The sequence below is a fragment of the Neisseria sp. P0013.S005 genome, assembly GCF_051958425.1.
GTDB lineage: Bacteria > Pseudomonadota > Gammaproteobacteria > Burkholderiales > Neisseriaceae > Neisseria > Neisseria subflava.
In genome coordinates this window covers 1-14,634 of sequence record NZ_JBQCVL010000007.1, presented here as the reverse complement: position 1 = coordinate 14,634, position 14,634 = coordinate 1, and the positions used below count along the sequence as shown (strand labels likewise).

Sequence of the window (14,634 nt, the reverse complement as noted above, 5' to 3'; positions counted from 1 at the left end):
TAACTTTAGTGAATCAACATATTTTAGACGGCATAGAGTCGATATACAAAGATATATTAGGCCGTCTGAAAACAACGGCTGCAACCGATACGAAAACAAACAGGCACACCAAAAATGGCTATTTACCAATCAGGCGTGATTTTTGACCAAGTGGATACCGCCAATCCCGACTGCTGGACATTGGACGAATACGTCAAACGCGGCGGTTACAGCGCGCTGCGTAGAATCCTGTCCGAAAACATCTCGCAAACCGATGTGATTGACGAAGTCAAAACCTCCGGTCTGCGCGGGCGCGGCGGTGCGGGCTTCCCGACCGGCTTGAAATGGAGCTTTATGCCCCGTTCCTTCCCCGGTGAAAAATACGTCGTTTGCAACACCGACGAAGGCGAACCGGGTACGTTTAAAGACCGCGACATCATTATGTTCAACCCCCATGCCCTGATCGAAGGCATGATTATCGCCGGTTACGCGATGGGTGCGAAAGCGGGATATAACTACATTCACGGCGAAATTTTCGAAGGTTATCAACGCTTTGAGGTTGCTTTGGAACAAGCGCGCGCCGCAGGTTTTTTGGGTAAAAATATTTTAGGTTCGGACTTCGAATTCGAACTCTTCGCCCACCACGGCTACGGTGCATACATCTGCGGCGAAGAAACCGCATTGCTCGAATCGCTGGAAGGCAAAAAAGGCCAGCCGCGCTTCAAACCGCCGTTCCCCGCCTCGTTCGGCCTGTACGGCAAACCGACCACCATCAACAATACCGAAACGTTCTCCTCCGTTCCATTCATTATCCGTGACGGCGGACAGGCGTTTGCCGATAAAGGTATTCCGAATGCAGGCGGTACCAAATTATTCTGTATTTCCGGTCATGTCGAGCGTCCGGGCAACTATGAAGTGCCATTGGGTACACCGTTTGCCGAAGTCTTGAAAATGGCGGGTGGTATGCGCGGCGGTAAAAAACTCAAAGCCGTTATTCCCGGCGGTTCGTCTGCGCCAGTTTTGCCTGCCGATATCATGATGCAGACCAATATGGACTATGACTCGATTTCCAAAGCGGGCTCGATGCTGGGTTCCGGCGCAATTATCGTCATGGACGAAGACGTGTGCATGGTGAAAGCCCTTGAGCGCCTGAGCTACTTCTACTACGACGAGTCTTGCGGCCAATGTACACCTTGCCGAGAAGGTACAGGCTGGCTTTACCGCATCGTCCACCGTATCGTAGAAGGCAAAGGCCGCATGGAAGACTTGGATTTGCTGGATTCTGTCGGCAACCAAATGGCAGGCCGCACCATCTGCGCCCTTGCCGACGCCGCCGTCTTCCCTGTCCGCAGCTTTACCAAGCATTTCCGTGATGAGTTTGTGCATTACATCGAACACGGCGGACCGATGAAACCGAATAAGTGGTGCTAAGTTTTCAGACGGCCTCTAAAAGAATTATTTATTAAATACCCGTAACTAGGAACGAACCATGTTACAAATCGAAATCGACGGCAAACAGGTATCTGTGGAGCAGGGTGCGACGGTGATTGAAGCCGCGCACAAGCTCGGTACTTATATCCCGCATTTCTGTTACCACAAAAAACTTTCCATCGCCGCCAACTGCCGTATGTGTTTGGTGGACGTGGAAAAAGCCCCCAAACCTCTGCCCGCCTGTGCCACGCCGGTTACAGACGGCATGATTGTGCGTACGCATTCGGCAAAAGCCCGAGAGGCGCAAGAAGGTGTGATGGAGTTCCTGCTCATCAACCATCCGCTTGATTGTCCGACCTGCGACCAAGGCGGCGAATGCCAGTTGCAGGATTTGGCGATGGGCTACGGCAAAACCACCAGCCGTTATACCGAAGAAAAACGTTCCGTCGTCGGCAAAGACATGGGGCCTTTGGTTTCCGCCGAGGAAATGAGCCGCTGCATCCATTGCACCCGCTGCGTGCGTTTTACCGAAGAAATCGCCGGCTTGCAGGAAATTGCGATGGCGAATCGCGGCGAACACTCCGAAATCATGCCCTTTATCGGCAAAGCGGTAGAAACCGAGCTGTCGGGCAACGTCATCGATTTGTGTCCCGTCGGCGCGCTGACCAGCAAACCGTTCCGTTTCAACGCGCGTACTTGGGAATTGAACCGCCGCAAATCCGTTTCCGCCCATGACGCTTTGGGCAGCAACCTGATTGTACAAACCAAAGACCATACCGTCCGCCGTGTGCTGCCGCTGGAAAACGAAGCGATTAACGAATGCTGGCTGTCCGACCGCGACCGTTTCGCCTACGAAGGCCTGTATCACGAAAGCCGTCTGAAAAACCCGAAAATCAAACAGGGCGGCGAATGGATGGACGTGGATTGGAAAACTGCGTTGGAATATGTCCGCAGCGCAATTGAATGTATCGCCAAAGACGGCAACCAAAACCAAGTCGGCATTTGGGCGAACCCGATGAATACGGTTGAAGAACTGTATCTGGCCAAAAAACTCGCCGACGGTTTGGGCGTTAAAAATTTCGCCACCCGTCTGCGCCAACAGGACAAACGTCTTTCAGACGACCTCAATGGTGCGCAATGGCTGGGACAAAGTATCGAATCGCTGGCGGACAACGAAGCCGTACTGGTGGTCGGTGCGAACCTGCGCAAAGAACAGCCGCTTCTGACCGCCCGCCTACGTCGCGCTGCTAAAGAGCGCATGGCCTTGAGCGTGTTGGCAAGCAGCAAGGAAGAGTTGTTTATGCCGCTTCTGGCTCAGGAAGCGGTGCATCCCGACGAGTGGGCAGGTCGTCTGAAAAACCTGTCTGCCGATGCGGAAAACGCGATTACCGTGAGCCTGAAAAACGCTGAAAAAGCAGCGGTGATTTTGGGCGCGGAAGTGCAAAACCATCCCGATTACGCTGCGATTTACGCCGCCGCACAAGAGCTGGCGGACGCAACCGGCGCGGTGCTGGGTATTTTGCCGCAGGCTGCCAACAGCGTCGGTGCGGACGTATTGGGCGTGAACTCAGGCGAGAGCGTTGCCGAAATGGCAAACGCGCCGAAACAGGCAGTCTTGCTGCTCAACGTCGAACCGGAAATCGATACGGCGGACGGCACAAAAGCCGTAGCCGCGTTGAAACAGGCGAAAAGCGTGATGGCGTTTACGCCGTTTGTCAGCGAAACACTGCTGGACGTGTGCGACGTATTGTTGCCGATTGCGCCGTTTACCGAAACATCGGGCAGCTTCATCAATATGGAAGGCCGTCTGCAATCCTTCCACGGTGTCGTTCAGGGCTTCGGCGACTCGCGTCCGCTGTGGAAAGTGTTGCGCGTATTGGGCAACCTGTTTGACCTGCAAGGCTTTGAATACCACGATACCGCCGCGATTCTGAAAGACGCGTTGGACGCGGAAAGCCTGCCGTCCAAACTGAGCAACCGTGCCGCATCGACTCAAAAAGATTTTCAGACGACCTCAAGCCGCCTCGTGCGCGTGGGCGGAGTCGGTATTTATCACACCGATGCCATCGTGCGCCGTTCCGCGCCGTTGCAAGCGACCAGCCATGCCGCCGTGCCTGCCGCGCGCGTGAATCCGAACACTTTGGCGCGTTTAGGCCTGCAAGACGGACAAACCGCTGTCGCCAAACAAAACGGCGCAAGCGTATCGGTTGCAGTCAAAGCCGATGCCGGTTTGCCTGAAAACGTGGTGTATCTGCCGCTGCATACCGAAAATGCCGCGCTGGGTGCGTTGATGGACACTATTGAACTGGCGGGAGCTTGATTATGCAGGAATGGTTCCAAAACCTCTTTGCCGCAACGCTCGGTCTGGGCGATTTGGGCATCACCGTGGGCTTGGTGGTATCCGTCATCGTCAAAATCGTGATTATCCTGATTCCGCTGATTCTGACCGTCGCCTACCTGACGTATTTCGAACGTAAAGTCATCGGCTTTATGCAGCTTCGCGTCGGTCCGAACGTAACTGGCCCGTGGGGTCTGATTCAGCCGTTTGCCGACGTGTTCAAACTCTTGTTTAAAGAAGTTACCCGTCCGAAGCTGTCAAACAAAGCCCTGTTCTACATCGGCCCGATTATGTCGCTCGCCCCGTCTTTCGCGGCGTGGGCGGTGATTCCGTTCAACGAAGAATGGGTGCTGACCAATATCAATATCGGTCTTTTGTATATCCTGATGATTACCTCGCTGTCGGTTTACGGCGTGATTATCGCGGGCTGGGCTTCCAACTCCAAATATTCGTTCCTAGGCGCAATGCGTGCTTCCGCACAAAGCATTTCCTACGAGATTGCCATGAGTGCCGCGCTGGTGTGCGTCGTGATGGTGTCGGGAAGCATGAACTTCTCTGACATTGTCGCCGCGCAGGCAAAAGGCGTCGCGGGCGGTTCCGTGTTCTCGTGGAACTGGCTGCCGCTGTTCCCAATCTTTATCGTCTATCTGATTTCCGCCGTTGCCGAAACCAACCGCGCACCGTTTGACGTGGCGGAGGGCGAATCTGAAATCGTTGCCGGACACCACGTCGAATATTCCGGCTTTGCGTTCGCGCTGTTCTTCCTTGCCGAATACATTTTCATGATCCTGATTGCCGCGCTGACCTCGCTGATGTTCCTCGGCGGCTGGCTGTCCCCCTTCCCGCAAAGCTGGGGCATTATCGGCACGCCTTCCGCATTCTGGATGTTCGTGAAAATGGCGGCGGTGCTGTACTGGTATCTGTGGATTCGTGCAACCTTCCCGCGCTACCGCTACGACCAAATCATGCGCTTGGGCTGGAAAGTGCTGATTCCCATCGGCTTCGCCTATATTGTGATTTTGGGTCTGTGGATGATTTCGCCGCTGAATTTGTGGAAATAAGTTTCAGACGACGTATCAAGGTCGTCTGAAAACGCAGTTTTGAATATTTAACGGAATCCCTGTTTTGAGGGAACAGAATATGGCTAATTTAGTAAAAACTTTCTTGCTCGGCGAACTCGTCAAAGGTATGGGTGTAACGCTCAAAAACTTTTTCGCCCGCAAAGACACGATTTATTTCCCCGAAGAGAAAACGCCGCAATCGGTACGTTTCCGCGGCCTGCACGCGCAGCGGCGGTATCCGAACGGTGAGGAACGCTGCATCGCGTGTAAATTGTGCGAGGCGGTGTGTCCGGCAATGGCGATCAACATCGAATCTGAAGAACGCGAAGACGGCACGCGCCGCACCAAGCGTTACGACATCGACCTGACCAAGTGCATCTTCTGCGGCTTCTGCGAAGAAGCCTGTCCGACCGATGCGATTGTGGAAACCCATATTTTTGAATATCACGGCGAGAAAAAAGGCGACTTGCACATGACCAAGCCGATCCTCTTGGCAATCGGCGACAAATACGAAGCCGAAATCGCCAAGCGCAAAGCCGCCGACGCGCCGTACCGTTAAGGAGCAGACGAATGACTTTTTCCGCGATTCTGTTCTATATCCTTGCCGCCATCGTCTTATACGGCGCGCTGCGTACCGTTACCGCGAAAAACCCTGTCCACGCCGCTTTGCATCTGGTGCTGACCTTCTGCGTGAGCGCGATGATTTGGATGCTGATGCAGGCGGAGTTTTTGGGCGTTACGCTGGTGGTCGTGTATGTCGGCGCCGTGATGGTGCTGTTCCTGTTCGTCGTGATGATGTTGAATATCGACATTGAGGAAATGCGCGCTGGTTTCTGGCGGCACGCGCCTGTTGCCGGTGTGGTCGGTACGCTGTTGGCGGTTGCCCTGATTCTGATTCTGGTCAACCCGAAAACCGACCTTGCCGCATTTGGTTTGATGAAAGACATTCCTGCGGATTACAACAACATCCGCGATTTGGGCAGCCGTATTTATACCGATTATCTGCTGCCGTTCGAACTGGCGGCGGTATTGCTGCTGTTGGGTATGGTAGCGGCGATTGCGCTGGTTCACCGCAAAACCACCAATCCGAAACGTATGGATCCTGCCGACCAAGTTAAAGTGCGCGCCGACCAAGGCCGTATGCGCTTGGTGAAAATGGAAGCCGTGAAACCGCAAACCGAATCTGCGGAAGAAAACGAAGTTTCAGACGACCTCAAGCCGGAAGGGGAGGGCAAAGCATGATTACCTTGACGCATTATCTGGTATTGGGCGCGCTCCTGTTCGGTATCAGCGCGATGGGCATCTTTATGAACCGCAAAAACGTGCTGGTCTTGCTGATGTCGATCGAGCTGATGCTCTTGGCGGTAAACTTCAACTTTATCGCCTTCTCGCAGCATCTGGGCGATACCGCCGGACAGATTTTCGTATTCTTCGTACTGACCGTCGCCGCTGCCGAATCCGCCATCGGTTTGGCGATTATGGTGCTGGTGTACCGTAACCGACAAACGATTAATGTTGCCGATTTGGACGAGTTGAAAGGGTAATCATGAACGATATGACTTTATATTTGACAATTGCCCTTGTTCCGTTGGCAGGCTCGCTGATTGCGGGTTTGTTCGGCAATAAAATCGGACGTGCCGGCGCGCATACGGTTACGATACTCGGCGTGGCGGTGTCCGCCGTGCTGTCGGCTTATGTGCTGTGGGGCTTTATCGACGGCAGCCGCGCTAAGTTTGACGAAAATGTCTATACTTGGCTGACGATGGGCGGTTTGGATTTTTCCGTCGGCTTTTTGGTCGATACGATGACGGCGATGATGATGGTCGTGGTAACGGGCGTGTCGTTGATGGTGCATATCTACACCATCGGCTATATGCACGATGAAAAAGTCGGCTACCAACGCTTCTTCAGCTATATTTCTTTGTTTACATTCAGCATGTTGATGCTGATTATGAGCAACAACTTCGTCCAGCTCTTCTTCGGTTGGGAAGCGGTGGGCTTGGTGTCGTATCTCTTGATCGGTTTCTATTTCAAACGTCCGAGCGCGATTTTTGCCAACCTGAAAGCCTTTTTGATCAACCGCGTCGGCGACTTCGGCTTTTTGCTCGGTATCGGCTTGGTGCTTGCCTATTTCGGCGGCAGCCTGCGTTATCAGGACGTATTCGCCTATCTGCCCAACGTACAAAATGCCACCATCCAGCTTTTCCCCGGTGTGGAATGGTCTTTGATTACCGTAACTTGCCTGCTCCTGTTTGTGGGCGCGATGGGTAAATCGGCACAATTCCCGCTGCACGTTTGGCTGCCTGATTCGATGGAAGGTCCGACCCCGATTTCTGCATTGATTCACGCCGCAACCATGGTTACCGCCGGTCTGTTCATGGTATCGCGTATGTCGCCGATTTATGAGATGAGTAGCACTGCGCTGTCTGTCATCATGGTAATCGGTGCGATTACCGCCCTGTTTATGGGCTTCTTGGGCGTGATTCAAAACGACATCAAACGTGTGGTTGCGTATTCCACCCTGTCGCAACTGGGTTATATGACCGTGGCTTTGGGCGCGTCTGCTTATTCCGTGGCGATGTTCCATGTGATGACCCACGCTTTCTTTAAAGCCTTGCTGTTCCTGGCGGCGGGTAGCGCGATTATCGGTATGCACCACGACCAAGACATGCGCCATATGGGTAATCTGAAAAAATACATGCCGATTACTTGGCTGACCATGCTGATCGGTAACTTGTCGCTGATCGGTACGCCGTTCTTCTCTGGCTTCTATTCCAAAGATTCGATTATCGAAGCGGCGAAATACAGTACCCTTCCGGGCAGCGGATTTGCCTATTTTGCCGTTCTCGCCAGCGTGTTCGTTACCGCGTTTTACGCGTTCCGCCAATACTTTATGGTGTTCCACGGCGAAGAAAAATGGCGCAGCCTGCCCGAACACCATTCAGACGGCCATGGCGAAGAACATCACGGCTTGGGCAAAAACGACAATCCGCACGAAAGCCCGCTGGTCGTTACCCTGCCGCTGATTCTGCTTGCGATTCCGTCCGTCATCATCGGCTACATCGCCATCGAACCCATGCTCTACGGCGATTTCTTCAAAGACGTGATTTTCGTCAACGCCGACGCGCATCCGACCATGCACATCATGAAAGAAGAGTTCCACGGCGCATTGGCGATGGTGTCGCACAGCCTGCATTCGCCCGTCCTCTATCTCGCTATCGCAGGCGTATTGAGTGCATGGCTGTTGTACGTCAAACTGCCGCACCTACCAGCGAAAATTGCACAGGCGTTCCGTCCGATTTACGTTTTGTTTGAAAACAAATACTATCTCGACGACCTGTATTTCAACGTTTTTGCCAAGGGCACGCGCGCATTGGGTACCTTCTTCTGGAAAGTCGGCGATACTGCCATTATCGACAACGGTATTGTCAACGGCTCCGCCAAACTGGTCGGCGCGATTGCCGCGCAAGTGCGTAAAGCCCAAACTGGCTTTATCTACACCTACGCCGCCGCTATGGTGTTCGGTGTATTGGTACTGCTCGGCATGACCTTCTGGGGATTGTTCCGATAAGAATAAGGTTTCAGACGGCCTGTCTATAGTTTGTGTATAGGGCCGTCTGAAAAGAAGGTTTCAGGCTGCAATGGAATTGTAGGTTGGAGTAAGAAGAGATGACCCAGTTGTTTTTACATTCAGATACATCAAATGATAAGAAACTGATTTCAATATATGAGAAAGCTGTTTCAGAGGCAGTAGAGCTGTATATTTTCTCTGCGTATCTCACTCATTGGGATGTAAAAAATAAGCTTAATAGCAAATTACAAGAGTTCAAATTTATTTTTGGGCAGGATTTCGGATTGTCTAAAAAAGAGGCTATTCAGAAAGTATTGAAATGGCTTCCGTCCCATTTGAAATTTACATTGATGGTAGCTCAAGGCATTCAGGGTTTTCATCCTAAAACTGTATTTTGGAAGAATGATAAGAATGAATATTATGCTTTAATTGGTTCTTCAAATTTGACTCATGCTGCGTTTAATAGCAATTATGAAGCAAATATTTTGACTAAAATTTCTGAGCAGGATTTTATAAAAGCCAAATCTTGGGCTAATGAAATTGTGATGAAATCTATCCCGGTATCGGAAGATTGGCTTGAGGAGTATCAGGAAGCTGAAATTAACTATAAGAAATCAACTGTTAGACAATCAGTAATGGATAAGTTATTTATGGAGATGCCAAATTATAATCAAGAATTGATTGCGGCACGGAGAAAGCAGATGAGAAACCATCAAACTGTGTGTAATCAATTAAAAAATCTTATTAAGCAATGTGCAGCAGGAAAAATAGACAATAATGATTTTTATGGGGAATTTAATAAATTATGGTCTTGGAAAAGCGAAAATAAAGGAGAAGGGGTAGGCAATCGTTTTCAAGATAAAACGTGGAAAAGGACGGGTAAGTCTTCAGATTTTAGAAAATTATGCATTGCCATCCAATCAGTTTTTGATGCTCCACTTACTGAGAGAGATAATGTGGTTGCCAAGCAAATTGATTGGCTAAAAGAATGTGGGGTTTCTACTCGTGGTTCAGTTTTTTCTGAAATGCTTTGTCAAGAATATCCAGATAGATATCCTGTTTTAAATGCTCCCATTAAGAAATTTTTAGAAGAAAATAAATTTAAGTCTGCAAAAGGAGCAAGCGAAGGCTCCAAATATATTGATTTAAGTATGAAGTTAAGAGCTTTATTAGCTATGCAGTCAGAAATAAAAGATTTGGCTGAATTAGATGTTTTAGTACAGGCAGAATATCGCAATCGTACAGATATTGATTGGGAGTAAGTAAAGAAGGGAGAGAGTATTCATCCCTTCTTTCAGACGACTTCCTAAAACGCTGTCTGTAAAAACCAACCCACACAACTATATTTTTTATTTTAACCACAGGTTAACCACTATGTTTTCCAACTACCTACTCAGCTTGGCAATATGGATACCCATCGCCGCAGGTGTGCTGGTTTTGGCGACCGGTAAAGACAGCCGTGCGCCGCTGGCGCGTGTGCTTGCCTTCATGGGTGCGCTTGCCGGTTTCTTGGTAACGCTGCCCCTGTTTACCGGTTTCGACCGTTTGAGCGGCGGCTATCAGTTTACCGAGTTCCACGAGTGGATTCCGCTTCTGAAAATCAACTACGCATTGGGCGTGGACGGTATTTCAGTGCTCTTTATCATCTTGAATGCGTTTATTACACTGTTGGTGGTATTGGCCGGTTGGGAAGTCATTCAGAAACGTCCGGCGCAGTATATGGCGGCATTCCTGATGATGTCGGGTTTGATTAATGGTGCGTTTGCCGCGCAGGATGCGATTCTGTTTTATGTGTTCTTCGAGGGTATGCTGATTCCGCTGTACCTGATTATCGGTGTATGGGGCGGCCCGCGCCGCGTCTATGCGTCGGTCAAGCTATTCCTCTATACGCTGATGGGTTCGCTCTTGATGTTGGTTGCCATGGTTTACCTGTACTATCAAACAGGCAGCTTCTCTATTGTCGATTTCCAAAACATCAAACAGATTCCGTTGGGTGTACAACAGCTTTTGTTTGTAGCGTTCTTCCTGTCATTCGCTGTAAAAGTACCGATGTTCCCTGTGCACACTTGGTTGCCGGATGCTCACGTTGAAGCGCCGACCGGTGGTTCGATGGTGTTGGCGGCGATTACGCTGAAACTGGGTGCGTATGGTTTCTTGCGCTTTATCCTGCCGATTATGCCGGATGCGGCACGCTATTTTGCCCCTGTAATCATCGTATTGAGCCTGATTGCCGTGATTTACATCGGTATGGTGGCTTTGGTGCAAACCGATATGAAAAAACTGGTGGCATACTCTTCCATCAGCCATATGGGTTTTGTCACTTTGGGTATGTTCCTGTTTGTGAACGGCCAACTGAATGACTGGGCATTGAAAGGTGCAATCATTCAAATGATTTCCCACGGTTTTGTGTCTGCCGCGATGTTTATGTGTATCGGCGTGATGTACGACCGCCTGCATACCCGCAATATTGCCGATTATGGCGGCGTGGTCAATGTGATGCCTAAGTTTGCGGCGTTTATGATGTTGTTCGGTATGGCCAATGCCGGTCTGCCTGCGACTTCAGGCTTCGTGGGCGAGTTTATGGTGATTATGGGTGCGGTTAAAGTGAATTTCTGGGTAGGCGCGTTGGCTGCCATGACCTTGATTTACGGTGCATCTTATACCCTGTGGATGTACAAACGCGTTATTTTTGGTGCGATCCACAATCCGCACGTTGCCGAAATGCAAGACATCAATTGCCGCGAATTTGCGATTTTGGCAATTTTGGCGGTTGCTGTTTTGGGCATGGGTCTGTATCCGCAAGCGTTTATCGAAGTGGTGCATCAAGCGGCAAACGATTTGATTGCCCATGTGGCACAAAGCAAGATTTGAGGTGTGTAAATGAACTGGTCTGATTTGAATTTAATGCCCACCATGCCCGAAATCGTGCTGCTTGCGCTATTGGGTGTCGTATTGCTGGCAGACTTGTGGATTTGCGATAAAAACCGCTATTTGACCCATCTGATGAGTTTGGGAACGGTCATTATTGTGGCCGTTACCCAATTGGCGGTATGGGAGCAGGGCAGTGTCGATGCCTTTCATGGTATGTATATTGCAGACGGCATGTCCCGTTTGGCAAAACTGGTGCTGTATGCGCTGACGTTTGGTCTGTTTATTTACAGTAAACCGTACAACCAAGACCGCCAAATCTTCAAAGGCGAGTTTTATACCCTGTCGCTGTTTGCCCTGTTGGGTATGAGCGTCATGGTCAGCTCTGCACATTTCTTGACTGCGTATATCGGTTTGGAATTGTTGTCTTTGTCGCTGTACGCCATGATTGCCCTGCGCCGTGATTCCGGTCGTTCTGCCGAGGCTGCGCTGAAATACTTCGTATTGGGCGCGTTAGCCTCCGGTTTGCTGCTCTATGGTATTTCCATGGTTTACGGCGCCACCGGTTCCCTTGATTTTGCTTCTGTCTTGGCTTCTGCTTTCAATGAGCAGGCCAATGAGTGGTTGTTGAAGTTGGGTATGGTGTTTATTGTGGTCGCCATTGCATTTAAATTGGGTGCGGTTCCATTCCATATGTGGGTACCCGATGTGTACGATGGCGCGCCGACCTCTGTTACCGCCTTTGTGGGTACGGCTCCGAAAATTGCCGCCGTTGTCTTTGCGTTCCGTATCCTTGTTACCGGTATGGGTACCATACATTCAGACTGGGCGCCGATGTTGGCCATCCTTGCCGTTGCATCTTTGGTGGTCGGTAACCTTGCCGCCATCATGCAAACCAATATCAAACGTATGCTTGCCTATTCCACCGTATCGCACATGGGCTTTATCCTGTTGGCGTTTATGGCAGGCGCAGTCGGCTTTACCGCAGGTTTGTATTACGCCATTACCTATGCTTTGATGGCGGCAGTCAGCTTCGGTGTTTTGATGGTATTGTCCACCAAAGACATTGAATGTGAAAACATCAAAGACCTCGCAGGCCTCAACCACCGCCATGCATGGTTTGCCTTCCTGATGTTGCTGTCCATGTTCTCCATGGCAGGTATTCCGCCGCTGATGGGCTTCTACGCCAAGTTCGGCGTGATTATGGCGCTCTTGAAACAAGGCTATGTCTGGTTGTCAGTGTTTGCCGTTATCATGTCCCTGATTGGCGCCTTCTACTACCTGCGCGTGGTCAAAGTCATCTACTTCGATGCGCCTGACCATGATCAGCCGGTCGGCAGCAACTATGCCGCCAAATTTGTCCTGACGGTCAATGCCTTCCTGCTGCTCCTCTGGGGTATCATGCCGCAAACCGTTATCGACTGGTGTGCCAAAGCATTGGAAAATACCCTGTAAGCTTCAAACAAAACCAACGGTGGCTGTTCCAAAGTCGCCGTTTTTGTTAGGATTCGCATTCGGATGAAATATACCCAAGTTCAGACGGTCTCAAGCCTTTGAACAATCATCAAGCGGGCATCATCAAGATATTGAATATTCCACGGATAATGATGGGCAAGCATGCCCATTTAACATGTTAAAATCACACACAGGCCGTCTGAAAACAGAAAGACCACCATGACCGCATCCATGTACATTCTTTTGCTGTTGGCACTTATCTTTGCCAACGCACCATTTATTACCACCAAATTTTTCGGCATCATCGCCCTGAAACGCAAACACATCGGTCATCACTTGATCGAATTGCTAGCAGGCTTCCTTCTTACCGCGATCCTTGCCTATATCCTTGAATCACGCGCCGGAGCCCTACATGCCCAAGACTGGGAGTTTTACGCGACCGTTGTCTGCCTCTACCTGATTTTTGCCTTTCCATGCTTTGTATGGCGTTACTTTTGGAATGAGCGGAATAGAGAGTAGGAATTGGATTTGAATAAGGAAAAGGCCGTCTGAAAGATTTTCAGACGGCCTTTTTATGTGTCAAATACGGATTGCTTTAGGGATGAGCTTTGGAACATTGACCTAGAGTTGCCATATTCAGCTTCATCATGGCAGCTTTGGCAACATCTTCAGAAACTTCAGTTGCTGCCCGCATTGGTATTGGCTGCTTCTGGTAACAAGAAACCTTTGTTTTGCAAGTCGCCTAAGCAATTAACGACAATATCTTTGGTTACAGAGATAAATGCCTGATCCAGATTGCTATGGGGAGTCAGCTCTTTTGGTGTAGAGGTTAAACCAAAAGTAGTCACAATAGCGTGATTAAATTCGGAACGGTTTAATTCTTTTTTGCCATCTGAGTAGCTACAGTAGAATTGATAGTAATCCTGAACTGTACTGTCTGCTAATCCAAAAGTCAGACCTGTTTTTATACCGTTACCTACTGCACCACCAATATTGGCGATATTGTTGGCATGGATTTTTAGGCTGTTTTGGGCTTGCGGATCTACTGTTACAATCTTTGTTCCGTTTAGTGCAATTTTGGCAGCTTTTGTTAGAGCCGGATTTGCTTTGGGGAAAGACTTACCATTACGCTCGAACTCTCCTTCTAAACGTATAGGATAAGGTTGATTTGGTATTTTCAAATCACTTTGTTTATATTTTTGATATTCGGTTGAAGTATAAGGATGTGGTACAACACAGGCAGAAAGCGCTAATGCTGAGCATAGGATGAGTAATTTGTTCATAGATATTCTCCAGTTAATTTGCATTTATCTGTTCGTTTTCAGGTGAATGAAATAACGTATTCGAATAAAACCAATTATAACGTAATACAGTTTTTATACAAATTTTGCAAACTAATGTGAAAATTTGCATAGGAAGGTAGGTTGCTATATTTGGATTTACCTTGCGAACCTCATTACTTCAGAGAGAAGATTTCAGATAGTGATTGTAGATATTGAGGGAGAGTTAACTTTAATTACCAAGAGTACAACTGTTAGCTTTTGAGTTATTAAGATTAGATGTGATTGAAAATGATAGGGAGATTTCAGCTTGGGGTCAGCTGGCAAATAAATCAAGCCAAAAGGCCGAGTTGATGTAGTTGCTTGAAACAAGAAAGGCCGTCTGAAATATGTGAACTGGCCCCCAAATCTTGGACACTCATAAAAGCCTTTTCAGGCGCTCTGTGTAAGCTGGGTTCTGTATGCGACAGGACTCAGCTTTTTCAATTTCAAACTGCAACGCTCTCGGTTGTAGTAATCCATATAATCATCTATCTGCTTCATCAATTCGTCCACCGTCAATTCTCCTGCGTTATAGAAACACTCCGTCTTCAACACCGCAAAGAAGCTTTCCATCGGCGCATTGTCCCAGCAGTTCGCCTTTCGCGACAT

Annotated in this window: 13 protein-coding genes; 11 read left to right on the top strand and 2 right to left on the bottom strand. The window is 49.4% G+C overall.

What is annotated here, in order from left to right; translation table 11 throughout:
* Positions 1–114 precede the first annotated feature (114 nt).
* The 11 genes from nuoF to ACTHTA_RS07870 all read left to right on the top strand — a co-directional run bounded on the left by nuoF (position 115) and on the right by ACTHTA_RS07870 (position 13,222).
* The gene (gene nuoF, locus ACTHTA_RS07920; RefSeq protein WP_308887791.1) at positions 115–1,410 is read left to right on the top strand and encodes an NADH-quinone oxidoreductase subunit NuoF; all 1,296 of its coding nucleotides are present in this window, start codon (positions 115–117) and stop codon (positions 1,408–1,410) included.
* Between the two features lie 58 nt (positions 1,411–1,468).
* Positions 1,469–3,730 (top strand): NADH-quinone oxidoreductase subunit NuoG, encoded by a 2,262-nt coding sequence (nuoG, locus tag ACTHTA_RS07915; protein WP_440364180.1) that lies wholly within the window; start codon positions 1,469–1,471, stop codon positions 3,728–3,730.
* A 2-nt stretch (positions 3,731–3,732) separates the two neighbouring features.
* On the top strand, positions 3,733–4,809 hold the full coding sequence (gene nuoH, locus ACTHTA_RS07910) for an NADH-quinone oxidoreductase subunit NuoH (protein ID WP_107145682.1): 1,077 nt from the start codon (positions 3,733–3,735) through the stop codon (positions 4,807–4,809).
* 79 nt (positions 4,810–4,888) lie between these two features.
* Positions 4,889–5,368, top strand: a complete 480-nt coding sequence (nuoI, locus tag ACTHTA_RS07905) for an NADH-quinone oxidoreductase subunit NuoI (protein WP_002216341.1) — start codon at positions 4,889–4,891, stop codon at positions 5,366–5,368.
* An 11-nt stretch (positions 5,369–5,379) separates the two neighbouring features.
* Positions 5,380–6,051, top strand: a complete 672-nt coding sequence (locus tag ACTHTA_RS07900) for an NADH-quinone oxidoreductase subunit J (RefSeq protein WP_308904751.1) — start codon at positions 5,380–5,382, stop codon at positions 6,049–6,051.
* Complete coding sequence (gene nuoK, locus ACTHTA_RS07895) at positions 6,048–6,353, top strand: NADH-quinone oxidoreductase subunit NuoK (RefSeq protein WP_002215628.1); 306 nt, start codon at positions 6,048–6,050, stop codon at positions 6,351–6,353. The genes ACTHTA_RS07900 and nuoK overlap by 4 nt, the downstream gene beginning before the upstream one ends.
* 2 nt (positions 6,354–6,355) lie before the next feature.
* Positions 6,356–8,380 (top strand): NADH-quinone oxidoreductase subunit L, encoded by a 2,025-nt coding sequence (gene nuoL, locus ACTHTA_RS07890; protein WP_440364179.1) that lies wholly within the window; start codon positions 6,356–6,358, stop codon positions 8,378–8,380.
* A 98-nt stretch (positions 8,381–8,478) separates the two neighbouring features.
* Complete coding sequence (locus ACTHTA_RS07885; protein ID WP_308887795.1) at positions 8,479–9,642, top strand: phospholipase D family protein; 1,164 nt, start codon at positions 8,479–8,481, stop codon at positions 9,640–9,642.
* Positions 9,643–9,754: 112 nt separating this feature from the next.
* Positions 9,755–11,251: an NADH-quinone oxidoreductase subunit M gene (locus ACTHTA_RS07880; RefSeq protein WP_070748697.1), complete on the top strand. Its 1,497-nt coding sequence runs from the start codon at positions 9,755–9,757 to the stop codon at positions 11,249–11,251.
* A gap of 9 nt (positions 11,252–11,260) precedes the next feature.
* Positions 11,261–12,703: an NADH-quinone oxidoreductase subunit NuoN gene (gene nuoN, locus ACTHTA_RS07875; RefSeq protein ID WP_308887796.1), complete on the top strand. Its 1,443-nt coding sequence runs from the start codon at positions 11,261–11,263 to the stop codon at positions 12,701–12,703.
* A gap of 219 nt (positions 12,704–12,922) precedes the next feature.
* Entirely contained in the window at positions 12,923–13,222 is a 300-nt protein-coding gene (locus ACTHTA_RS07870; RefSeq protein ID WP_308887797.1) for a DUF2818 family protein, read from the top strand.
* A 158-nt stretch (positions 13,223–13,380) separates the two neighbouring features.
* On the opposite strand, the gene ACTHTA_RS07865 is transcribed toward ACTHTA_RS07870, so the two are convergent.
* Both ACTHTA_RS07865 and ACTHTA_RS07860 read right to left on the bottom strand, forming a co-directional pair.
* Positions 13,381–13,986 carry a hypothetical protein gene (locus ACTHTA_RS07865; protein ID WP_283126951.1) on the bottom strand — a complete coding sequence of 202 codons (606 nt, stop codon included), beginning with the start codon at positions 13,984–13,986 and terminating at the stop codon, positions 13,381–13,383.
* Positions 13,987–14,415: 429 nt separating this feature from the next.
* On the bottom strand, positions 14,416–14,634 hold a 219-nt coding region (locus ACTHTA_RS07860), incomplete at its 5' end, for an IS3 family transposase (protein WP_080980537.1).

Excerpts from the sequence above, each read along its gene's own strand:
- nuoF (WP_308887791.1), top strand. The coding sequence starts at position 115 with ATGGCTATTTACCAATCAGGCGTGATTTTTGACCAAGTGGATACCGCC.
- nuoG (WP_440364180.1), top strand. The coding sequence starts at position 1,469 with ATGTTACAAATCGAAATCGACGGCAAACAGGTATCTGTGGAGCAGGGT.
- nuoH (WP_107145682.1), top strand. The coding sequence starts at position 3,733 with ATGCAGGAATGGTTCCAAAACCTCTTTGCCGCAACGCTCGGTCTGGGC.
- nuoI (WP_002216341.1), top strand. The coding sequence starts at position 4,889 with ATGGCTAATTTAGTAAAAACTTTCTTGCTCGGCGAACTCGTCAAAGGT.
- ACTHTA_RS07900 (WP_308904751.1), top strand. The coding sequence starts at position 5,380 with ATGACTTTTTCCGCGATTCTGTTCTATATCCTTGCCGCCATCGTCTTA.
- nuoK (WP_002215628.1), top strand. The coding sequence starts at position 6,048 with ATGATTACCTTGACGCATTATCTGGTATTGGGCGCGCTCCTGTTCGGT.
- nuoL (WP_440364179.1), top strand. The coding sequence starts at position 6,356 with ATGAACGATATGACTTTATATTTGACAATTGCCCTTGTTCCGTTGGCA.
- ACTHTA_RS07885 (WP_308887795.1), top strand. The coding sequence starts at position 8,479 with ATGACCCAGTTGTTTTTACATTCAGATACATCAAATGATAAGAAACTG.
- ACTHTA_RS07880 (WP_070748697.1), top strand. The coding sequence starts at position 9,755 with ATGTTTTCCAACTACCTACTCAGCTTGGCAATATGGATACCCATCGCC.
- nuoN (WP_308887796.1), top strand. The coding sequence starts at position 11,261 with ATGAACTGGTCTGATTTGAATTTAATGCCCACCATGCCCGAAATCGTG.
- ACTHTA_RS07870 (WP_308887797.1), top strand. The coding sequence starts at position 12,923 with ATGACCGCATCCATGTACATTCTTTTGCTGTTGGCACTTATCTTTGCC.
- ACTHTA_RS07865 (WP_283126951.1), bottom strand. The coding sequence starts at position 13,986 with ATGAACAAATTACTCATCCTATGCTCAGCATTAGCGCTTTCTGCCTGT.